19 protein-coding genes, 1 tRNA gene and 1 pseudogene are annotated in these 20,462 nt (G+C 63.9%); 4 read left to right on the forward strand and 17 right to left on the reverse strand.

All coding sequences use genetic code 11. The features are described from left to right. Positions 1-125: 125 nt before the first annotated feature. The 7 genes from alr to rsfS form a co-directional block, all read right to left on the reverse strand. Positions 126-1,277: an alanine racemase gene (gene alr, locus NKJ23_RS02880; RefSeq protein ID WP_352678020.1), complete on the reverse strand. Its 1,152-nt coding sequence runs from the start codon at positions 1,275-1,277 to the stop codon at positions 126-128. 29 nt (positions 1,278-1,306) lie between these two features. Next, positions 1,307-1,828: an RNA pyrophosphohydrolase gene (locus NKJ23_RS02885; protein WP_352618061.1), complete on the reverse strand. Its 522-nt coding sequence runs from the start codon at positions 1,826-1,828 to the stop codon at positions 1,307-1,309. A gap of 1 nt (position 1,829) precedes the next feature. Continuing rightward, entirely contained in the window at positions 1,830-3,026 is a 1,197-nt protein-coding gene (locus NKJ23_RS02890; RefSeq protein ID WP_352678022.1) for a divergent polysaccharide deacetylase family protein, read from the reverse strand. A 203-nt stretch (positions 3,027-3,229) separates the two neighbouring features. Next, positions 3,230-4,555, reverse strand: a complete 1,326-nt coding sequence (locus NKJ23_RS02895; RefSeq protein ID WP_023678065.1) for a S41 family peptidase — start codon at positions 4,553-4,555, stop codon at positions 3,230-3,232. Next, positions 4,556-5,899: a murein hydrolase activator EnvC family protein gene (locus tag NKJ23_RS02900; RefSeq protein WP_352678025.1), complete on the reverse strand. Its 1,344-nt coding sequence runs from the start codon at positions 5,897-5,899 to the stop codon at positions 4,556-4,558. It abuts the gene before it with no gap. A 151-nt stretch (positions 5,900-6,050) separates the two neighbouring features. Then, positions 6,051-6,533, reverse strand: a complete 483-nt coding sequence (gene rlmH, locus NKJ23_RS02905) for a 23S rRNA (pseudouridine(1915)-N(3))-methyltransferase RlmH (RefSeq protein WP_352678028.1) — start codon at positions 6,531-6,533, stop codon at positions 6,051-6,053. Between the two features lie 61 nt (positions 6,534-6,594). Then, positions 6,595-6,972, reverse strand: a complete 378-nt coding sequence (rsfS, locus tag NKJ23_RS02910; protein ID WP_023678068.1) for a ribosome silencing factor — start codon at positions 6,970-6,972, stop codon at positions 6,595-6,597. Positions 6,973-7,210: 238 nt separating this feature from the next. Between rsfS and NKJ23_RS02915 the strand changes: the two genes are divergently transcribed. Beyond that, positions 7,211-8,068 carry a mechanosensitive ion channel family protein gene (locus NKJ23_RS02915; RefSeq protein WP_023678069.1) on the forward strand — a complete coding sequence of 286 codons (858 nt, stop codon included), beginning with the start codon at positions 7,211-7,213 and terminating at the stop codon, positions 8,066-8,068. Positions 8,069-8,097: 29 nt separating this feature from the next. Here NKJ23_RS02915 and NKJ23_RS02920 read toward each other — a convergent pair whose 3' ends face one another. The 5 genes from NKJ23_RS02920 to obgE all read right to left on the reverse strand — a co-directional run bounded on the left by NKJ23_RS02920 (position 8,098) and on the right by obgE (position 14,057). Next, entirely contained in the window at positions 8,098-9,387 is a 1,290-nt protein-coding gene (locus NKJ23_RS02920) for an MFS transporter (protein ID WP_352678031.1), read from the reverse strand. A 264-nt stretch (positions 9,388-9,651) separates the two neighbouring features. Then, the gene (locus tag NKJ23_RS02925; RefSeq protein ID WP_031212055.1) at positions 9,652-10,239 is read right to left on the reverse strand and encodes a nicotinate-nucleotide adenylyltransferase; all 588 of its coding nucleotides are present in this window, start codon (positions 10,237-10,239) and stop codon (positions 9,652-9,654) included. A 329-nt stretch (positions 10,240-10,568) separates the two neighbouring features. Continuing rightward, positions 10,569-11,855: a glutamate-5-semialdehyde dehydrogenase gene (locus NKJ23_RS02930; RefSeq protein WP_352678034.1), complete on the reverse strand. Its 1,287-nt coding sequence runs from the start codon at positions 11,853-11,855 to the stop codon at positions 10,569-10,571. 13 nt (positions 11,856-11,868) lie between these two features. Next, complete coding sequence (gene proB, locus NKJ23_RS02935) at positions 11,869-13,023, reverse strand: glutamate 5-kinase (RefSeq protein ID WP_352454943.1); 1,155 nt, start codon at positions 13,021-13,023, stop codon at positions 11,869-11,871. A gap of 2 nt (positions 13,024-13,025) precedes the next feature. Continuing rightward, entirely contained in the window at positions 13,026-14,057 is a 1,032-nt protein-coding gene (gene obgE / locus NKJ23_RS02940; RefSeq protein WP_352450880.1) for a GTPase ObgE, read from the reverse strand. A gap of 171 nt (positions 14,058-14,228) precedes the next feature. On the opposite strand from obgE, the gene NKJ23_RS02945 reads away from it, so the two are divergent. Beyond that, entirely contained in the window at positions 14,229-15,098 is an 870-nt protein-coding gene (locus NKJ23_RS02945) for an endonuclease/exonuclease/phosphatase family protein (RefSeq protein WP_352678038.1), read from the forward strand. Between the two features lie 10 nt (positions 15,099-15,108). Here the strand turns inward: NKJ23_RS02945 and NKJ23_RS02950 are convergent, their stop codons facing one another. From NKJ23_RS02950 to NKJ23_RS02960, 3 genes are all read right to left on the reverse strand, one after another. After that, positions 15,109-15,696 (reverse strand): GNAT family N-acetyltransferase, encoded by a 588-nt coding sequence (locus NKJ23_RS02950; protein WP_352613307.1) that lies wholly within the window; start codon positions 15,694-15,696, stop codon positions 15,109-15,111. A 115-nt stretch (positions 15,697-15,811) separates the two neighbouring features. Next, positions 15,812-16,081 (reverse strand): 50S ribosomal protein L27, encoded by a 270-nt coding sequence (gene rpmA / locus NKJ23_RS02955; RefSeq protein WP_023678077.1) that lies wholly within the window; start codon positions 16,079-16,081, stop codon positions 15,812-15,814. A 98-nt stretch (positions 16,082-16,179) separates the two neighbouring features. Beyond that, a complete protein-coding gene (locus NKJ23_RS02960; RefSeq protein ID WP_352678041.1) occupies positions 16,180-16,887 on the reverse strand; it encodes a 50S ribosomal protein L21 in 708 nt (235 codons plus the stop codon). Between the two features lie 338 nt (positions 16,888-17,225). On the opposite strand from NKJ23_RS02960, the gene NKJ23_RS02965 reads away from it, so the two are divergent. Continuing rightward, positions 17,226-17,315, forward strand: a tRNA-Ser gene (locus NKJ23_RS02965). Positions 17,316-17,392: 77 nt separating this feature from the next. On the opposite strand, the gene NKJ23_RS02970 is transcribed toward NKJ23_RS02965, so the two are convergent. Together NKJ23_RS02970 and NKJ23_RS02975 are read right to left on the reverse strand one after the other, a co-directional pair. Then, complete coding sequence (locus NKJ23_RS02970; RefSeq protein WP_352678044.1) at positions 17,393-17,968, reverse strand: DUF308 domain-containing protein; 576 nt, start codon at positions 17,966-17,968, stop codon at positions 17,393-17,395. A gap of 77 nt (positions 17,969-18,045) precedes the next feature. After that, complete coding sequence (locus NKJ23_RS02975; protein ID WP_352678046.1) at positions 18,046-18,642, reverse strand: TetR/AcrR family transcriptional regulator; 597 nt, start codon at positions 18,640-18,642, stop codon at positions 18,046-18,048. A gap of 724 nt (positions 18,643-19,366) precedes the next feature. Between NKJ23_RS02975 and NKJ23_RS02980 the strand changes: the two are divergent. Then, positions 19,367-20,283, forward strand: a pseudogene (locus NKJ23_RS02980) (alpha/beta fold hydrolase). Positions 20,284-20,462: the final 179 nt, after the last annotated feature.

Genomic DNA, 20,462 nt, shown 5'->3' on the forward strand with positions numbered 1-20,462 from the left:
CGCGGCGGCATCTCGTCGGGATTCGAGACCGGGATCATCGCCGCCTCATGTCTGCCGGATTCTGTGGCGTCAGCCAAGTGCCGATGCTTAGGAAAAGACATGCGTGAGGACAACAACCTTGCGTCCTAGCCATTCACATAGCGCCGGTGGAAACGGTGGCCGAGGCTGGTCAAGACCTCATAGCCGATGGTGCCGGCTTGGCCGGCTACCTGATCCACCGTCTGCGACGACGGTCCGATGAGTTCGACGAGGTCGCCGGCCTTCAGCCTGCCGGGCGGCAATGCGGAAATGTCGAGGATGATCGAATCCATCGAAACCCGGCCAACGAAGGGCAGCCGCACATTTTCGAGCCAGGCGGAGGAAGCGGCGCGTCGATGCCAGCCATCGCCATAGCCGAGCGAAATCGTCGCCGCGGCAAGCGGAGCCTTGGTGTGGAAAGTGTGACCGTAGCCGACACCGGCGCCGGCCTCCAATATCCGCGTCTGGATGACCTTGGCTTGCAACCGCACCACCGGCAGCATCGGATTGTCCTTCGCCGGCGTCGGATTGACGCCATAGAGAGCGGCACCCGGACGAACGAGGTCGTAGTGATAGCGCTGCCCGAGAAAAATGCCTGATGAATTGGCAAGGGAAGCCGGCGCTTCCGGCAGCATCCGGCGCAGCCGTTCGAATTCCAGCCGCTGCCGCTCGTTTGCCGGCTGCTCGGGTTCATCGGCGCAGGCGAGATGGCTCATCACGAACGTCAGTTCGACACCGTCGAAAGCCTGCGGATCCTGCGCGACTGCCTTCACCTCGGATGGCGTCATGCCGAGCCGCGACATGCCGCTGTCGACCTGGAGGGCGGCCGGCAACTTACGGCCCACCCGCCCGGCCATCTCGCGCCATGCCGCGAGTTGGCTGGCGCTGTTGAGTACGGTGCAAAGCCCTGCCGCAACCGCTTCCCTTTCCGCACCCGGCGGAATGCCGTTCAGCACATAAATGGCCGGGTCTGAGCCGAGCGCCTTGCGCAGCAAGATGCCGCCGGCCAAATGCGCAACAAAGAAAGTATTACAGCCCTCACCCATCAGCGCCGCCGCCACCGGCGCCGCGCCAATCCCATAGCCGTCGGCCTTGACCACTCCAGCACAGCCGACGCCGCCCAGCCGCGCCTTCAGCCGCCGGTAGTTCTCACGGACGGCGCCGAGATCGATGGTCAGGATCGCCCCTGCCGCGGCTTCGCTGATCGGTTCGCCCAGGGTGACGGTCGGCGGAAGAGATTTGCTGGAGATGTTGTTCATGCCGACCTGTTTTAACGGAAGGCCGGCGGCTACGCCACCAGGTGCCGGAACGCCGCCACCACGTCTTCGTAGACCTTGCGCTTGAAAGGCACGATCAGGCCCGGCAATTCCAGCATCGGCCGCCACGCCCACCGGTCGAACTCGGCCTTGTGGCCACCCGGCGGCGGATTGATCGCGATCTCGCTTTCGTCGCCGTGGAAACGGAAGGCAAACCATTTCTGCGTCTGGCCGCGATATCGTCCCTTGAAGGCGACGCCGACCAGATGCGCCGGCAGGTCGTATTTGATCCAGAGCGGCGCCTCGGCCAGCAGCGACACCGAGCGCATGCCGGTCTCTTCGTAAAGTTCACGCGCCGCCGCGGGCAGCGGCTCCTCGCCATCATCGATGCCGCCCTGCGGCATCTGCCAGAGCTGCGTCGTTCCAGCGAATTCGCTGTCCGGCTCGGCAATGCGACGGCCGACCCAGACCAGGCCGGCCTCATTGAGGACCATCACCCCTACGCAGGGCCGGTAGGGCAGCGTCTCGGGGTCAACGAGCTTGTTCTTTGCCATCTCAGCCTTTTTCCGGGTCTATGGCCACCGCCGAAACCGGCACGATCTCGATGCCACGCTTCTTGGCCTCGGTCACCCAGGACGACACGGTATCCACCGTCAGGTCGAAAGCCGAGCCGATGCCGACGGCAAACCCTTTTGCCCGTGCCGTCGCTTCCAGCCCATCCAGTTTCTTCAATATGGCGCCGCGGTCCTGCACCGCATCGATCGCCGTATCGCCGCCGACGAACGGCACGCCGTCCTTCAGCGCCAGTTCGGGTGCCAGGCTGCGCGCCGACGAACCGTCGTCGACATAGGCCAGACCACGCTTGCCAAGCTCGGCCATCAACGGCCCCATCGCCGTCGCGTCGGCCGAAAAGCGGGCGCCCATATAGTTCATGACGCCGGTGTAGTTGGTCGTTCGCGACAGCGCCCAGCGTAAATTCTTCAAATTCTCGTCCGGCGTTGCAGCCACGGTCAGCGTGTTACGGCCGGGATTGACGTTCGGATAGTCGAACGGCTCAAGCGGTACCTGCATGATGACCTCATGGCCGCTCTGCCGCGCCACCTGCATCCAGCGGCCGATGCTGTTGCCTTGCGGCGCGAAGGCCAGCGTCACTTCCGCCGGCAGCTTGGCGATGGCTGCCTGCGTGCCGGTCTGCGACACGGCAAGCCCGCCGATGACGAGCGCGACGCGTGCACCGCGAGCCCCGGACCACGGCCGCGCATAGACATCGAACGGGCGCCTGCCGTCGGCGGCGCGGATCGGCAACGGACCGGTTTCGCTGGCCTCGACCAGCGCCTTGTCGGGAATGTGCGCGATCCTGAGGTTCTGGCCGATCGTCGAAGGGTCGCGGATGACTATGGCCGTCTCGGGTGGACCGTCGCCCCCCTCGGTCTGGACATGGATGATCTGCGGACCGCCCGTCTTCGGCCCGCTTATGTTGGCCCCACTTGCGTTGCTTGGCGCAGCCATTTCGGGCGTCGCCTTGGCGGGCGCGGCGGCGGTATCCGCCGCCGGCGTCTTCGGCGTCGAAACGGCTACTTCTTGCACTTTCCGGAACGGCTTGTCTCGCAAGGCGATCGCGCTGGAGACGCCGACCACGGACAGCACGACAAGCGCGGCCGCGACCGCACCGGCGCTGATCCCGCTGCCTGAGCGCGGCAGCCGAATCGCCTGTCCGAGAGGTCGTTCTATGTCCTTGCCGATATCAGCCAAGCCCGCACCCCCCGGCGTGCATCCCCGAAGTAAACCTTCTCCGGAGGCGCAAAATCCAAAATGTCGACGCGTCCCCTTGCTTCACTGGACGCGCAGCATGCCGGCCGCGGCCCCCGAATCAAACTGCCGGAGCCTCGCGGCCCCGGCAGCATCGCATCGCTTCGCTCAGGCAGCCAGACCTGTTTGGCCCGGCTTGCCTGCCCTTACTGGTTCAACACGGCCTTTTGCGGATTCGGCGGGAACGCCGGATCGGTCTTCTGGCCGCGCAGCAGCTGCTCGGCATAGATGAGCTGCAAATCGTCCTTCGGTTCCGGCGGCACATAGGCTGCCGAACCCGAACCGGTCGTGCTTTCGTCGGCGCCCTTGATATGGCCCTTGAGGTCCGATTCGCCGCGCGTCAGGTCCCTGCCCTGCAGTTCCGCCGGCAGCGGCTGGTCGACCTTGATGTCGGGCGTGATGCCCTTGCCCTGGATCGACTTGCCGGACGGCGTGTAATAGAGCGCCGTCGTCAGCCGCAGCGCCCCGTTCTCGCCAAGCGGGATGATGGTCTGCACCGAACCCTTGCCGAAGGATTGCGTGCCGACCACCGTGGCGCGGCGCAGATCCTGCAGCGCGCCGGCGACGATTTCCGAGGCACTGGCCGAGCCGCCATTGACGAGCACGATCAGCGGCTTGCCGCCGATGTCGTCGCCGGCCCGCGCGTCGAAGCGGGTGACGTCCTTCGGGTCGCGGCCGCGCGTCGAGACGATCTCGCCACGGTCGAGGAAGGCATCCGACACGCTCACCGCCTGGTCGAGCAAACCGCCCGGATTGAGGCGCAGGTCGAGCACGTAGCCCTTGAGCTTGTCGTTCGGCACCTGCTTCTTGATGGTGTCGATGGCATTCTCGAGGTCGTCATAGGTCTTTTCGGTAAAGGAAGTGATCTTCATGTAGCCGATGTCGTTTTCGACCCGGAACTTGACCGCCTTGACCTTGATGATATCGCGCACGACGGTCAGTTCGATCGGCTTGTCGGCGCCCTGGCGCAGGATGGTGAGCTTGATCGGCGTATTGACCAGCCCGCGCATCTTCTCGACGGCGTCGTTGAGCGTCAGGCCGCGGACCTCCTCGCCGTCGATCTTGGCGATATAGTCGCCGGCGAGCACGCCTGCCTTGGCGGCCGGCGTATCGTCGATCGGCGTGATCACCTTGACCAGGTCGTTCTCCATGGTGACCTCGATGCCGAGGCCGCCGAATTCGCCCTTGGTCTGCACGCGCATGTCCTGCGCTTCTTCGGCATTCATGTAGGAGGAGTGTGGGTCGAGCGACGACAGCATGCCGTTGATGGCATTTTCAACCAGCGACTTGTCGTCGGGCGGCGTCACATAATTCGCCCGTACCCGTTCGAAGATATCGCCGAAGATCGCCAGTTGCTTATAGGTCTCGGAGCCCGCAGCCTTCGCTGTCGAGCCGGGCGCGCCATAGACCAGGCTCATCGCCGATGCACCCATCAGCGCACCGGCAAACAGAAGCGACAGTTTCCGCATCATTCACGTCCTTCCAGAAAAACGGTCCGCCCACCATGGGGCCGGATCGACGGGTTTTCCATCCTTGCGGAACTCGACATAGAGCTCCGGCGTGGCATTTCCATTCTTCGATGCCGAGGTGCTCGCCACCCGGGCCTCTCCCATCGCGCCGACCGGCTCACCTGCGAGCACCGACTGGCCAGACGCGACGCTGATTCTGCTCATCCCCGCCAGGACGACATGATAGCCGTCACCCGCATTCAGGATCAAGAGTTGACCGTAAGAGCGGAAAGGCCCCGCATAAAGCACATTTCCATCCGCCGGCGCTGTGACGATGGCTCCCGATTGTGTCGCAACCATGTCACCGAGCATCACCGCGCCGTTACCATCGTTGGCGCCGAAGCGCCGCTTGATCCTGCCGGTGACCGGCAGCGCGATCTGCCCTTGAAGCGCGGAAAACGGCGCGGCAGCGGTGAGCCTGTTGCTCTCCGGCACCGGCAGCGAGGCCAATTCCGTCGGCGCCGCAGCCGATGCCGGGCCCTTGTCGGCGTCGGCCGTCTTTTGCTCGGCTGCCTTGGCCGCATCCGCCGCCTTGCGGGCTCTGTCGGCCTCGAGCGAGGCGATCAGTTCTTTCAGGCTGCCGGCCTTGGCCGCCAGCGTCGCGGACCGCTGCTTTTCGGCGGCCAGCGCGGTTTGCGTATCGGCGGCGAGCTTCTGCTTGGCTTCGAGCAGCATGCCGAGCCGCTTTTTTTCCGCCGCCTGCTCGCCGACAGCTGCCGTCAGCCGCGCCCGTTCGGCCTCGATCGAGGCCGTCACCCGCGACTGCTCCTTGAGGTCGGCCAGCAACATGTCGGTCTGCTGGCGCAGTTCCGGCACCACGGCACCGAGCAGGATGGCGCTGCGCACCGACGACAATGCGTCCTCCGGCTTGACCAGGATCGCCGGCGGCGGATTGAGCCCCATGCGCTGCAGCGCGCCGAGCACTTCGGCCAGAACGTCGCGTCTGGCGGCCAGTGAGGCGCGGATCTTCTGCTCCTGCGCCTTCAGCCTTTCCAGTTTGCCGCCAATGTCCTCGATGTCCTGGCCGAGCTTCTGCTCGGTCATCGCCGACTGGATCAGCGCCGCGGTGATCGAGGCGTGGTCCTTCTTGACAGCCGCTATGTCGGCGGCGAGCTTGGCCAGCCGCTCGGACGACAGCGTGATCTCTTTCGATACTTTTTCGTATTCGGCGCGGCTCTGGTCCGGGTCGGGCGCCAGGTCGAGCGTGTTCTCGGCCCGCGCGACGCCGAGCGAAAGCGCGATCGTCGCCACGGCGATGCCGTAGCGCACGCGCCAGGAGCCCGTTCGTGATTTCCAGTCTTCAGACATTGAAGCCTAACTCTATGCGCGGCTTCGTTAACGAACCATCAACCATGTTCGAGCCCCGGCCGCCATCCGCAAACCCCATGAGCCCAAACTGTCGATGAGCATTGGGGCAAAAATCCGGGCGGCTGGCATCAATTCGCCGACGGAGCCGACTTCATGAACGATGGTAGGGGTGACCGGAAAGGATCGTGGCCGCCCGGTAAAGCTGCTCGCCCAGCATCACGCGGACCAGCTGATGCGGCCAGGTCAGCGCGCCGAGCGACACCGTCAGATCAGCCAGGTCGCGCAGTGACTGGTCATGGCCGTCGGCGCCGCCAATGGCGATCACCAGCGCCTTGCGCCCGCCATCGCGCAGCGAACCTATGCGGCCGGCGAAATCCTCGGAGGAAAGGTTCTTGCCGCGCTCATCCAGCAGCATCAGCGCCGTGCCCAGTTGCAAGTGCGTCTGCAGCTTCTGGCCTTCCTCGCGCCGGCGCTCATTGGCCGTCTGCGCGCGACCTTCCGCAATCTCGACGATCCCGGCGAATTCGAGGCCTACGGCAGGACCGCTCCTGGCAAAACGCTCGAAATAGCGGTCGGCCAACTGCTTCTCGGGGCCGGCTTTCATTCGGCCCACGGCATGAACCGTAATCTTCATCCCTGCCTCGAAGGGCCGCTGATGCATGTCGAACGACGACATACATCAAGACGAATACGGCTCAGTGGAGGGTCTCCTCCTCGAGATCGGGCGCCTGCCACATCTTTTCGAGATTATAGAAGTCGCGGACCTCGGGACGGAAGACATGGACGATGATGTCGCCCGAATCGATCAGGACCCAGTCGGCGCCAGCCAGCCCCTCGACGCGCGCCGTGCCGAGCCCGGCATCCTTCAGCGCCTTGAGGAGATGATCGGCAACAGCCGAGACATGACGGTGCGATCGGCCCGATGCGACGACCATGTAGTCGCCGAGGCTCGATTTCCCCTGAATGTCGATTGAGACGATGTTTTCGGCCTTGGAGTCTTCCAGACTGGCAAGGACTGTCTTGATGGCGCGGGACACGGCGTCGTTTACGCTGATCCCGGCCGGCGAAGGCACGATGTCGGCCTTCTTCCGCAGTGCTGTTCTCAGTGTATTTCCTTTCGCAGCAAGAACAACCAAATCACCTCTGAAATCAGGTGACACTGCTTAGATAGGCAGAGTTAGGTTGCAGTTTCAAGACACCGCTCGCAAGCAGGCACCCGGCAGCGGCCGAATATCCGGCTTTTCGGCCAGAAATTCGGAACCGCCTCGTCCCGCAGCGGTTATCGGCTCATCCACGAACCGGAATCCCGACATGCCGATCGATCCCCAGAACGCTCTCCTCACCGTGCAATCCGGCCTGGCGCAACTCAGCACGCTGATCGTCTCCTACTCGCTTTCGGCGGTCGGCGCCGTCATCCTGCTGGTCATCGGCTACATCGTCGCCGGCCTCGCCGAGCGTTCGATCTATGCCGGCCTCGGCCATATCAGCGGCTTCGACGAAACGCTCCGCCATTTCTTCTCGCAGGTCGTCCGCTACGCCATCCTGGGACTGGTCGTGATCATGGTTCTCGGCCAGTTCGGCGTGCAGACGGCTTCGATCATTGCCGCTATCGGTGCCGCCGGCCTGGCCATCGGCCTGGCGCTGCAAGGCACGCTGCAGAACATTGCCGCCGGCATCATGCTCCTGGCGCTGCGGCCGTTCCGCATCGGCGAATATGTCGAAGTCGGCGCCATATCCGGCACCGTCGAGGAGATCGGGCTGTTTGCCACAACGCTGAGGACCGTCGAAGGCGTCTACGTGCTTGCACCCAACTCGACCCTGTGGAACCAGCCGGTCCGCAATTTCACTCGCAACGGTGTGCGCCGCGGCGACATCACGCTCAGCATCGGCTCCTGGAACGACATCGATTTTGCGCAGAAGACCATGCTCGGTGTCGCCGCCGCCGACCGGCGCGTCAGGCGGCAGCCGGCGCCGATCGCCTTTGTCGCGACTGTCGGCGACAGCACCGTCGCCATCACCTTGCGCTACTGGACGGCGGCTGCCGATTTCTTCGCCGCCCAGATCGACCTCACCAAGAGCGTCAAGCAGGCGTTCGATGCCGAAGGCCTTTCAATCCCGGCGCCGGCGCCGCAAGTGCCGCAGCCGGAGGCCTCAGCCACGCAGCAATAGAGCATTTGAAGCCGGCCGGCAGATGGCCCTCAAAGCTCTCCGCGCCCGCGCTGATCTTCGGGCGCGAAGGCGAGATCGACAGGCAACGGCGCCTGCGCCGTCATTGGCGCGAAACTGCCGGTCTCGGTGGCGGGCACCGGCCGCACCATGACGACGCGCCAGAGAACGAACAGGCAGTAGGCGGTGGCAATGACGATTGCCACATAGATGAAGGCCTGCGTGCCGTAGACGGCGGAAAGTCCGGTCACAATGCCGGGTACGACGAAGCCGGACAGCGACCAGGCAAACAAAAGCGAGCTCGACAACGCCACCATGTCGTCCTTGCCGGCGCGGTCGCCGGCATGGGCGCTGGCAAGCGAATAGATCGATTCCGAGGCGCCGTCCCAGACCACATAGATGACGAGCAGCGCCGCCAGCGCGCCGCCGTCGAAACCGAGGGCAAACAGGCCCGCCGCGGCGGCAAGCGCCGACGCCGCGATCAGCACAAAGCGCCGGTCGGTGCGGTCGGAAATCCAGCCGAGCGGAATCTGCAGGATCAGCGTGCCGACCGGCATTGCCGAAAGCAGCAAGGCGACGTCGGCCTGGCTGTAGCCCTTGGCCGTGGCATGGATCGGCGCAAAACCCGAGATCGTCATCGACAGGCCGCCGACGGCAAGCATACCGGCAACGCCGACCGGGGAGATCCGCCAGGCGCGGCCAAGCGCCACGGACGCCGCTTGCGGCGCCGGCGGCTGCGCAAGCCGCGTCAGCCCGACGGGAAGGATCGACAGCGCGGTGAAGGCAATGCCGATCAGCGGCGCGTCGGCCGCGCGGATATCGATCAACGCCAGCGTCGAGTAGCCGACGCCCAGTCCGGCGACATAGGCAACGTAGAAGATAGCCATGACCCGGCCGCGGATGGCGTTGGCGACGACATCGTTCAGCCAGCTCTGCGCGACAATGAACAGGCCGCATATGGCAAAGCCGTAGAGTGCCCGTGCAGCGATCCATGGCAATGGGTGCGGCCCGGCGCCGACCGCGGCGTTGGACAGCACGATCAGCGCCGACAGCACCATGAACACGCGGGCATGGCCGACACGCCGCACCAGCGGCCCCGTCAGGATGCAGCCGGCGAGGCCGCCAGCCGAAAGGCCGGTGACGATCAGCCCCGCCCATGTCGGATCGAAGCCCTCGGCGCCGAGCCGGACTGGGATATAGGCGAACATCAGCCCATTGCCGACGGCGATCAGCGCCATCGACAAAAGGATGCTGGCAATGGCGATCGACGGCGCCGGCTGCCCTAGACCGTTCTTGTCCTGGTCGCGCTCGAGAATCGTCATGACCGAGGATCGCCCATCAAGCAGGTCAAGGCAGCGGCAAAAGCGACATCACCGGACTTACCTTCTCCCCTTGTGGGAGAAGGTGGATCGGCGCGTAGCGCCGAGACGGATGAGGGGTGCTGGAAGAAATGCAGCGTAAAAAGACCGAGGGATTTTAAGTGCTTAGTTCTTCAAGATAGCGATCATTCCAGCAACCCTCATCCGACCGAGCTTCGCTCGGCCACCTTCTCCCACAAGGGGACCCACAGGGGGAAAAGGAGACTCCTATCCCTTTGCCACCTTGCGGATCGCGCTCGACGACAGCGACGAACGCGGGCCGTGGATGAAGGTCCAGGCCGGCGCCGTCATGCGGGCGAGCCGCGGTGCGTCGCCTTCGTCGACGCGGGCATAGTCGAAGGTCTTGGCGACCACCGACGACAGGAACGACAGCGTCGCACCTGGCCGGTCGACCACCGCGATCGGAAACGTCATCACGATGCGGCGCCAGCGCTGCCAGCGGTGGAAGTCGCGAAGCGAGTCGGCGCCCATGATCCAGACAAAATCGACGCCCGGGTTACGCGCCTTGACCAGCGCCAGCGTGTCGGCGGTGAAGCGGACGCGGTGGGCCGCCTCGAATGCGGTGACCTTGATCTTCGGGTTCTTCGCGATCTTTTCGGATAGCTGCAGCCGCTCGGCCAGCGGCGCCAGGTCTCCGGCATTCTTGAGCGGATTGCCGGGCGTCACCATCCACCACAGCTGATCGAGCGCAAGGCGTCTGAGTGCGATCTCGGCGACCAGCGCATGGCCGGCATGCGGCGGGTTGAACGAACCGCCGAACAGCCCGACCGCCACGCCTTTCCCGGCATGCGGCATCTTGAGATAGCGGGAGGATATGGCATGTTCGGACAAGGCAAGCATGCGTCAAGCACCCCCCTCTGCCGCGCCGGGCATCTCCCCCTCAAGGGGGGAGATTGTCAGCTTCATCGCAGGCGCAAATCTTGCAACGCCGCCGATTGGCGAAATCAGAAATGACAGCCAATCTCCCCCCCTGAGGGGGGTGAGGCGTGGTCCGCGTAGCGGACGGAAAGCCAATTGCTTGGCTTTCCGAACGACGAACGCCCGGAGCGACAGCGAAGGGCCGGGTCCGGCAGGACAGAGGGGGGTGGCTGGGCGCACGTCTCAGGCTCTGACTGAGAACAGTTTCAAGGCCTCACCTGTCCCGACCCGCGCACGCGATATTTGAACGAGGTCAGTTGCTCGACGCCGACCGGCCCGCGTGCATGCATCTTGCCGGTGGCGATGCCGATCTCGGCGCCCATGCCGAACTCACCGCCATCGGCAAACTGGGTCGAGGCGTTGTGCAGAAGAATCGCCGAATCGACCTCGTTGAAGAACCGGTCGACCGCTGTGGCGTCCTCGGCGATGATCGCCTCGGTGTGATGCGAGGAAAACGTCTCGATATGCTCGATGGCGCCGCCAATGCCGTCGACCAGCTTCACCGCAATGATGGCATCGAGATACTCGGTCACCCAGTCTGCATCGGTCGCGGGCTGGGCATCGGCATAAAGCCTCAGCGCCTCGGCATCGGCATGGATCTCGCAGCCTGCCGCCCGCAAGGCCTCGAGGATCGGCCCCAGGTGCGTGCCGGCGGCGGCACGGTCGACCAGCAGCGTCTCGGCAGCACCGCACACCCCGGTGCGCCGCATCTTGGCATTGACCGCGATCTTGACCGCCATGTCGAGATCGGCCGATCGGTCGATATAGAGATGGCAGATGCCCTCGAGATGCGCGAAGACCGGCACCCGTGCCTCGTTCTGCACACGCTCGACCAGGCTGCGGCCGCCGCGCGGAATGATGACCTCGAGATTGCCGGAAAGTCCTTTCAGCATTTCGCCGACGGCGGCGCGATCGGTGGTCGGCACCAATTGTATGGCATCCTCCGGCAGCCCGGCTGCCTTCAGCCCCTCGACCAGGCAGGCATGGATAGCGGCGGAAGAATTCGCCGAATCCGAGCCGCCGCGCAGGATCACCGGATTGCCCGCCTTGAGGCAGAGCGCGCCGGCATCGGCGGTCACGTTAGGCCGGCTCTCATAGATGACGCCGACGACGCCGAGCGGCGTGCGCACCCGTTCGATATGCAACCCGTTCGGCCGGTCCCATGCGGCAATGACATCGCCGACCGGATCGCGTAACCCGGCGATCTCGCTGATACCGTCTGCCATGGCGCGGATGCGGGCGGGATCGAGCTTCAGCCGATCCATCGACGCTGCCGATAGGCCAGCCTCCCTGCCATTTCTGATGTCGATGGCATTGGCGTCGAGGATGTCCTGCTCATGCCGAAGGATCGCCTGAGCCATGCCGATCAGCGCCGCGTGCTTGCGCTCGGCCGCAGCTATGGCCAGCGGGCGGGCCGCGGCACGCGCGCGGCGGCCGATATCGGCCATCAGCGCCACGGTATCATCCCGGGATTTTTCATGCAGCGTCAGCATGGCTCATCCTCCGCTATGTAACCTGGTCACCGACTACTTGCTCGCCACCGGCATGGCTCACCACAAGATCGTCGCGGTGGATCATCGCCGAACGCGCCTCGTAGCCGAGCACGGTTTCGATCTCGGCCGTCTTCAGGCCAGCGATCCTTACGGCATCAGCGGCATCATAGGCAACCAGCCCGCGCGCGATCTCGCGGCCCTCGGGCGACAGGATCGCCACCGTGTCGCCACGCGCAAAATTGCCGCTGACCAGTTTGACCCCGGCCGGCAGCAGCGACTTGCCGGAGAGCAGCGCGCCGATGGCGCCGGCATCGACGGTCAGCCGGCCGGCCGGTTCGAGCTGCCCGGCGATCCAGGTCTTGTAGCCCTTGACCGGATTGGCGCTCGGCCGGAAGAAGGTGGCACGCTCGCCGCGCTCGATTGCCAGCAGCGGCGACAGCCGCGTGCCCGATGTGATGATCATGGCGGTGCCGGCGGCGGTCGCGATCTTGCCGGCGTCGAGCTTGGTGCGCATGCCGCCGCGCGACAATTCCGAAGCAGCGGCACCCGCCATCGCTTCGATGTCGGGGGTGATGCGGTCGACGACCTGAATGAATCGAGCTTGCGGGTCACGCGCCGGCGGTGCCGTGTAGAGCCCGTCAACGTCGGAGAGCAGCACCAAAAGGTCGGCGCCCATCATGGTGGCGACGCGCGCCGCCAGCCGGTCGTTGTCGCCATAGCGGATTTCGGAGGTGGCCACCGTATCGTTCTCGTTGATGACCGGCACCGCCTTCATCTTGAGCAGTGTCGAAATCGTCGCCCGCGCGTTGAGATAGCGGCGGCGCTCTTCGGTGTCGCCGAGCGTCAGCAGGATCTGGCCCGATTTCAAGCCATTCTTGCCGAGCGCATCCGACCAGGCGCCGGCCAGCGCGATTTGCCCGACGGCGGCCGCCGCCTGACTCTCCTCGAGCTTCAGCGCCCGCTTGCCGAGGCCGAGAATGGTGCGGCCAAGTGCAATCGCGCCCGAAGACACGACGAGAATTTCGGCGCCGCCATTGGCCAGCACGGCGATGTCGTCCGCAAGCGAGGCCAGCCAGTCGCGCTTCAGGCCCGTCGTGCGGTCGACAAGCAGCGCCGAGCCGATCTTGACGGCAATGCGCCGATAATTTTTCAGCGATTGCGCGGCCATGGCTATGTGTTCCAGCGCGTCTCGACCGGCGCAGCGACAGCCTCGCGTGCATCGGCCACCACAGCGATCAGCGCGCGCAACACCGCCTCGACGCCTTCGCCGGTGACCGCCGAAAGCAGCATCGGCGCGCGGCCGGCGGCACGTTTCAGCGAGGCGGTCTTTTTCTTGCGTGCGTCGGCATCGAGTATGTCGACCTGGGAAAGCGCGACGATTTCGACCTTGTCGGTCAGCCCATTGCCGTAGGCTTCGAGCTCGGCACGCACGGTCTTGTAGGCATTGGCCGGATTTTCTTCCTGCGCCGAGACAAGATGCAGAAGGACACGCGTGCGCTCGACATGGCCAAGGAAGCGGTCGCCGATGCCGACACCTTCATGCGCGCCTTCGATCAGGCCCGGAATATCGGCAATGACGAATTCGCGACCGTCGATGCGGGCCACGCCAAGGCCCGGATGCAGCGTGGTGAAGGGATAGTCGGCGATCTTCGGCTTGGCCGCGGTGACCGCCGCCAGGAAGGTCGACTTGCCGGCGTTGGGCAGCCCGACAAGGCCGGCATCGGCGATCAGCTTCAGCCTGAGCCAGATGTTGAGCTCTTCGCCCGGCAGTCCGGGATTGGCGCGGCGCGGCGCCTGGTTGGTCGAGGTCTTGAAGTGCTGGTTGCCGAAACCGCCATTGCCGCCCTTGGCCAACAGAAAGCGCTGGCCGACGACCGTCAGATCGCAGATCAGCGTCTCATTGTCCTCGGCAAAGACCTGTGTTCCGGCCGGCACTTTCAGCGTTACGTCGGCACCCTTGGCGCCGGTCATGTTGCGGCCCATGCCGTGCGTCCCGGTCTTGGCCTTGAAATGCTGCTGGTAACGATAGTCGATCAGCGTGTTCAGCCCATCGACCGCCTCGACCCATACATCGCCGCCGCGACCGCCGTCGCCGCCGTCCGGGCCGCCGAACTCGATGAACTTTTCGCGCCGGAACGACACCGAACCGGCGCCGCCGTCGCCGGAGCGGATGTAGACCTTGGCTTGATCGAGAAATTTCATCGGATTGTATGGTTTCTGCTATTGGCTTTGCGGGATTGCTCTAAACCAAGGCGGGTCGAAGGGCGAGGGCCGTTTTTGCTACTGTAACGTCGCGCGTAGCTCTGGACGCGTACCATTTGGTTGACCCTTGCCGAAAATCGATCCTCGGCTTTCCAAGCGCGAGATGTCGGAATGAAGCTGGTAACTTACAATATCCACTACGGCGTCGGCCTCGACGCCCGCTATGATGTCGGCCGTATCGCCGATGCCGTGCGCGGCGCCGACGTGATCGCGCTGCAGGAGGTCACCCGCGCCAACCCGAAGAATGGCGGCCGCGACATGGTGGCCGAGCTCGGCGAGGCGCTGCCCGACTATTTTGCCGTCTACGGCAGCAATTTCGAAGCCGACGCCGGCTCGCGCCTGGAGAACGGCCGCGCCATCACGACCACCTTCCAGCTCGGCAACATGGTGCTGTCGAGGACGCCGATCCATCTGTCGCGCAATCTCCTTTTGCCGCGTAGCCGCAGTGTCGAGGCGATGAACTTCCAGCGCGGCGCGCTTGAGGCGCTGGTCGAAACGCCGCTTGGTCCGATCCGCTTCTATTCCACCCATCTCGACCATCGCAGCCCGGTTGAACGGCTGAGCCAGATCCGCTTTCTGCGCCAGCGTCTGTTGAAATACCCGCTCGAGGGCGGCGGGCTCTCCGGCGTCGCCGAGATCGGCTTGCCTGAGCTGCCTTGTCCCGAAGCTTTCGTCGTCATGGGCGACTTCAACATGCTGGCCGGATCGCCGGAACATGTCGAACTCGCCGGCCAGGCTGACCATGAATTCGGCATGCCGGTGACCGCCGACCTCGCCGTCGATGCCGCCACGCGCCTCGGCGCCGCTGGCGCCGATCTCGTCACCTGGGTCGACCCCAAGCGGCCGGGCGATACCAGCCGCTACAAGCGCATCGACTACATCTTCACCAGCGCCTCGCTTGCCAAATCGCTGAGGCGCCTGTGGGTCGACCGGCAAGCGGCCGGTTCGGATCACTTGCCGGTCTGGCTCGAGATGGCGTGAGCCGCATCCATCAAAAATGCACCCAGTTCCGCAGGCTGGTCCAGGTCTTGCGATCGAGGCGGTAGCGCTCGACCGGCACCTGGCCTGCAACGATCGAATTCAGCATGCCCTGGCCGGCATACTGGAAGCCGCATTTGTGGATGACCCGGCGCGAGGCCGGATTGATGACCCGGGTCGAGGCGTGCAGCACCTGGATCGTGGTTCTCTGGAAGGCAAGGTCGACCAGTGCGTGCGCTGCTTCCGTCGCGTAGCCGCGTTTCCAGTACGGCTCGCCGATCCAGTAGCCGAGCTCCAGCCCACGATCCGTAGTGTTGAGCCCGGCACAGCCGACGAAGGTCTCGGTGCCGGCCAGCGTCAACGCATAGGCGATTCCGGCCCGGCGCGATGCCGTCATGGCCAGGAAAGCGCGTGCCTCCGCCTCGCCATAGGGATGCGGCATGCGAGCCAGCATTTCCGCGACGTGGCGGTTATCGGCGAGCGCCACCAATTGCTCGATATCGCTCTCACGCGGGGGCCGCATGACCAGCCGCTCGGTGATCAGGACCGGGCAATCTATCGCGTAACTTTCGTCGTCTGTCGCTTCCGCTTCGGCAACCATGTCAGTCCTCCAGGCAAGAAAAAAGGGAGATGGAAACCCATCTCCCCTGATCCATTTCCTGGCTTGGCCAGACACCGGTCCCGAGATGGGTGCCGGTGTTCTCTTGCGGAACCGGCTACTCCGCTGCCTTCGTCATCGGGTTCACCGATACGTAGGTTCGGCCATTGGCTTTTTTGTTGAAGGTGACTGCGCCAGCTTCCAGCGCAAACAGCGTGTGGTCCGTGCCAATGCCGACATTGGTGCCGGGATGCCACGTCGTGCCACGCTGACGAATGATGATGTTGCCCGGAATCACGGCTTCGCCGCCGAACTTCTTCACGCCGAGCCGCTTGGAATGGGAGTCGCGACCATTGCGCGACGATCCGCCAGCTTTCTTGTGTGCCATCTAACTACTCCGATGCGCCGCGAGGCGCCTAAACGATCTTATGAACGCGTTCGCGTTCCGTTTCAAGTCCGATCCGGCGACGATTGCGCCGGTTCGTTCTACTTTTTCGCCAATTCCTTGGCCTGCTCGCGCCAGTCCTTGATCTGGTCGGCGCTGAACGGCATGTGCTCGTCGATCTTGGCGACGTCCTTGTCGGACAGCTTGGCGATCTGGGCAAAGGTGGTGATGCCCTGTTCGTTGAGCTGGCCGGCGGCGACCGGGCCGATGCCCTTGATCACGGTCAGGTCATCCGGCTCGCCTTTCGGCGCCTTGAACAACGGCGCGGCGGCTTCGGCAGCCTTATCCTCGGTCGTCTCGGCTTTGGCTTCCTTCTTCGGCGCAGCCTCTGCCTTCGCTTCGGCCTTCGGCGCGGCTTCAGCCTTCGCCTCGGTCTTGGCGGCGACCTCGGCCTTCGCCTCGGTCTTGGCGGCGGCCTTCTTCGCCGGCTTGGCGCCACCCAGCAGGATCTCGGCGATCCTGACGGTGGTCAAAAGCTGGCGATGGCCGATCTTGCGGCGCGAATTCTGCCGGCGACGCTTCTTGAAGGCGATGACGGTGCGGTTCTTGCCCTGCTCGACGACTTCGGCGGTGACCATCGCACCATCGACGAACGGCGCGCCGAACGTGACGTTCTCGCCCTCGCCATGCGCGAGCACATTACCGATCTCGACGATGTCGCCGACATTGGCTTCGAGTTTTTCGATCTTCAGGAGATCGTTGGCGGCAACGCGATACTGCTTGCCGCCCGTTTTGATGACTGCGAACATTTTTTGCCTTTCGCTGTTCGGTCGGCCTTGATGAACCGCCACAGGCGGTTCGGCCGTCTTTTTGTCAGTCTGCGGGTTCAAAAAACAAGCGGCGCGGAAGATCCCTCCACGCCGATTGCGCGCTGTCCCTAACCGAAGGTTCGGCTTGAGTCAAGGCAAGCGCCGCGGGCAAGCTGCAAACGGGTTGAGCCCAGTCCTTGCAAATATCGAGCAGCGCCTACCGGAGCCTCGAAGGAAGCACGGACAGAAGCTGCGGCGCCGGGGCAGATTGGCCCTTGTAACCTGCCTGTCCAGCCGTTATCTAGTGCGCCGCGCCGGCAACGGCGGACCATGACCGCGGAGAGGTGGCAGAGTGGTCGAATGCACCGCACTCGAAATGCGGCATGGGTGCAAGCCCATCGGGGGTTCGAATCCCTCCCTCTCCGCCACTTTTCGGAATGGTCCATTCCGGACCCATAGGTAACAGCATCTCTCATCGCGCCGGTAATGGCTTAAGATCGCGGGCCTATGCAGCCTTCCGCCGCAATTGGCTCACGCTCAGCCACACCGCCGAAACCAGGAAGTAGAGGGCGCCAACTGCGGCATAGCCGGCCACGTTGGAGATCGATGGCGGCATCGGCATCCGCGCCTGCGCGATGAAAAACGTGCCTGCCAGTGCCGATTGCCCTCCGCTCAGGATCATCGCCCACTGCGCACCAGAGCTCTTCCAACGGCGGACGGCGGTGCCGAGTTGAAGCAGGCCGGACAGGATCGCCCATAGGCCGAACACGCCGAGCACCCAATTCATGCTCATCTTCAGCGCAACAATGACCGCGAGCGTTGTCGCCACACTGACCACGACGTTGATGGTCTGGGTGCGATTCTGTCCCAATCCTCCGCTGCGCGATGCGTCGACAAAATTGGCCAGGGCATCCCATGCAGGATAAGCCACGAGCAAAACCGCCGCGACCACCCCGGAATTCTGTCCCACCGCAAAGGCAGCCGCCACCCAGACAGCCGAGAACGCCGTCCGAGCGAAGTAATAAAGCTTGAGCCATTGTTCCTGGCTGGCGCGGGAAAGATCGCCACTGTGAACCGTCATTGGATCGTCCTTTCGACTAGTAGGTAGGGACTCTCGACGAACGTCGCAGAGTGATTGCTAGTATGGTTAGTTGAGATCTAGGCCCGTATCCGGGGGGAAGCGCGGAGCCGCTCCAGGAGCGGGCCTGTCACGACGCCGAATGCCTTCGGATCGTCATAGGCCCGTGCCGAAAGCATCGCGCCGTGGACAGTCGCCATGAACGCTTCAGCCTCGGCACGAGGGGTACTCATCAGTCGAAATTGGCCGTGCCGCGCACCGCGCTCCAGCACCGATGTAAGCCACGCCGACAGCGAGCGGAAATGCGCCCGGACCTCAAGGCTAACTTCCTCGGGCAGCACGGGGAGCTCGCTTGCCAACAGCGCGCAGATACAAAATGGGGCGCTGGCGTTCGCGATGCAGGCTTCCCAATACCCGGCATAGATCCGCAACTGTTCGAGCGGATCGGATTCGTGAAGTTCGACATTTGCCATCCCCGCTTCAGTTTCTTCGCGATACCGCGCAACCAGCGTCCGAACCAGATCGACCTTGCTTGGGAAATGGTGATGGATGCTCGCCTTACGGATCCCGACCACTTCAGCAATGTCGGCATAACTGAAACCGTTGTAGCCGCCAGCGACGATCAGTGAACGTGCACAAGCCAGGATGTCATCAGAGGTGGTAGACAAGTTGCTCATGCTTCTACCTACCTTCTGGTAGGATGGCAGTCAAGCCTCCTTGCAACGCGAGTAGCGTGAAATTGCGTGGCTATGGCGTAGACATCATTCGATCTTCATTGTTTTCGGCCCGCCATCCATTCAGAAAACTCCGGGTGTTTGTCGATCGAGGTAGCCATCCCACTTCGAGGACGAGGCAACACCCTCCGGCCGACCGGACCACCGCCAATCGCCGTGCGGCACTAGGCGTTTGCACCGACTGCGCTATCTCCCCATCGTTAGCTTGTTCTATCGCTGGTTGAAGACTGGGAGGTTTCCATGGATCGGCGACTATTTTTGACAGGAATGTTTGGCATTGCCGGGGCCGCGGCCCTTGCAAGCACAGTTCGGCCAATCAACGCAGTGGCCGGCGTTCCAACTGCCAGAAGCGGCATTCTCGATGAACTCGAGGCGCCGGATGTCGAGACCTTCGACGACGACGAAACTCAAGCAGAGTTGCAACCAGTCTATCATCGCCGGTGGCACCGGCCGCGCCGGCGCCGCCGGCGCGCTTGGAGAAGGGTCTGTCGCGTTTACTGGCGAAATGGCTATCGGCGCAGGCGGTGCTTCCGCAGGCGCGTCTGGGTCTGGTTTCGATTCTAGCAACTGGCCGGCTTGAACCCTGGCCATCGCGGCCGGGTTTTTCGCCCCAGGCGGCCGTTAGCGCCCTTAGGGAGCTTTCCTAAGGGCGCGGAGGAAGCTGACGGTGTTTGCAGGGTTCAGAGCCACCAGCCTACGACTGGACGATACGACGATTTTCGCAAGGGTCGGAGGCACCGGTCCGCCGCTGCTGCTTCTTCACGGTTTTCCAGAAACGCATCTGATGTGGAGGGATATCGCCGCAGCCTTGGCGCTCCGCTTCACGGTGGTCGCCGCCGACCTTCGAGGCTATGGGCAAAGCGGATGTCCGATTTCCTCTGCCGATCATAGCCCATACGCCAAACGCGCCATGGCCGGCGACATGGTTCAGGCCATGAAGCAGCTGGGGTTTGAGCGGTTCATGGTTGCCGGGCATGATCGCGGCGGGCGGGTTACCTATCGCCTGGCGCTCGACCATCCCGACAAAGTGCTCAAAATCGCCGTCCTCGACATCATCCCCACCGCCGCAACGTGGGATTGGGCGGATGCCAGACTGGCGCTCGGCTTCTGGCCCTGGAGCCTTCTTGCGCAGCCGGAGCCCCTGCCGGAGCGTCTGATCGGCGCGGCTCCCGATGCTGTCGTCGACGATGCAATTACGCACTGGGGATCGTCGGCGAAAATGGTCTCCAAAGAGGTCAGGAACGCCTATGTTGATGCGCTTCGCGATCCCGCGCATATTCATGCCATCTGCGAAGAGTATCGCGCCGCTGCGACGATCGATCGTGAACATGACGCGCTGGACCGCGCAAACGGTCGTCGCATCGACTGTCCGCTACTGGCGCTATGGAGTGGCGAAGGCGCCCTGGAGAACTGGTATGCGCAAGAAGGCGGGCCGCTGGCCATCTGGAGGAAATGGGCCGACAGAGTGGCAGGATGCGCTGTCCAAGGCGGGCACTTTTCCCGGAAGAGCACCCCGACAAGACGGCAGCGGCTCTCTCGGAATTCTTTGAAGACAAACAGGTCGGTCAGCACAGAGTATTGTAGAGGTCACATGCTTCAGTTACGCGGAACCTCGCGAGTGCTTCGCGGCCCTAGATCGAGAACCCTCCGAAAATCCGCCCGTCCGGCATCAATGTGCTTGATAAGGGAATGAAGGCGATCTCCACGTCCACGCCTCTGATATGCAGCCTCATGTTTGTCGGAAGTTGCGCATCGCCTTTGCC

Origin of the sequence: Mesorhizobium sp. M0184 (assembly GCF_040322215.1) — a bacterium.
Lineage (GTDB): Bacteria > Pseudomonadota > Alphaproteobacteria > Rhizobiales > Rhizobiaceae > Mesorhizobium.

What these genes read in the sequence shown, in the direction of transcription:
- alr (WP_352678020.1), bottom strand. Translation starts at nt 1,277, where the DNA reads ATGAACAACATCTCCAGCAAATCTCTTCCGCCGACCGTCACCCTGGGC.
- NKJ23_RS02885 (WP_352618061.1), bottom strand. Translation starts at nt 1,828, where the DNA reads ATGGCAAAGAACAAGCTCGTTGACCCCGAGACGCTGCCCTACCGGCCC.
- NKJ23_RS02895 (WP_023678065.1), bottom strand. Translation starts at nt 4,555, where the DNA reads ATGATGCGGAAACTGTCGCTTCTGTTTGCCGGTGCGCTGATGGGTGCA.
- NKJ23_RS02900 (WP_352678025.1), bottom strand. Translation starts at nt 5,899, where the DNA reads ATGTCTGAAGACTGGAAATCACGAACGGGCTCCTGGCGCGTGCGCTAC.
- rlmH (WP_352678028.1), bottom strand. Translation starts at nt 6,533, where the DNA reads ATGAAGATTACGGTTCATGCCGTGGGCCGAATGAAAGCCGGCCCCGAG.
- NKJ23_RS02915 (WP_023678069.1), top strand. Translation starts at nt 7,211, where the DNA reads ATGCCGATCGATCCCCAGAACGCTCTCCTCACCGTGCAATCCGGCCTG.
- NKJ23_RS02920 (WP_352678031.1), bottom strand. Translation starts at nt 9,387, where the DNA reads ATGACGATTCTCGAGCGCGACCAGGACAAGAACGGTCTAGGGCAGCCG.
- NKJ23_RS02925 (WP_031212055.1), bottom strand. Translation starts at nt 10,239, where the DNA reads ATGCCGCATGCCGGGAAAGGCGTGGCGGTCGGGCTGTTCGGCGGTTCG.
- NKJ23_RS02930 (WP_352678034.1), bottom strand. Translation starts at nt 11,855, where the DNA reads ATGCTGACGCTGCATGAAAAATCCCGGGATGATACCGTGGCGCTGATG.
- proB (WP_352454943.1), bottom strand. Translation starts at nt 13,023, where the DNA reads ATGGCCGCGCAATCGCTGAAAAATTATCGGCGCATTGCCGTCAAGATC.
- obgE (WP_352450880.1), bottom strand. Translation starts at nt 14,057, where the DNA reads ATGAAATTTCTCGATCAAGCCAAGGTCTACATCCGCTCCGGCGACGGC.
- NKJ23_RS02945 (WP_352678038.1), top strand. Translation starts at nt 14,229, where the DNA reads ATGAAGCTGGTAACTTACAATATCCACTACGGCGTCGGCCTCGACGCC.
- NKJ23_RS02950 (WP_352613307.1), bottom strand. Translation starts at nt 15,696, where the DNA reads ATGGTTGCCGAAGCGGAAGCGACAGACGACGAAAGTTACGCGATAGAT.
- rpmA (WP_023678077.1), bottom strand. Translation starts at nt 16,081, where the DNA reads ATGGCACACAAGAAAGCTGGCGGATCGTCGCGCAATGGTCGCGACTCC.
- NKJ23_RS02960 (WP_352678041.1), bottom strand. Translation starts at nt 16,887, where the DNA reads ATGTTCGCAGTCATCAAAACGGGCGGCAAGCAGTATCGCGTTGCCGCC.
- NKJ23_RS02970 (WP_352678044.1), bottom strand. Translation starts at nt 17,968, where the DNA reads ATGACGGTTCACAGTGGCGATCTTTCCCGCGCCAGCCAGGAACAATGG.
- NKJ23_RS02975 (WP_352678046.1), bottom strand. Translation starts at nt 18,642, where the DNA reads ATGAGCAACTTGTCTACCACCTCTGATGACATCCTGGCTTGTGCACGT.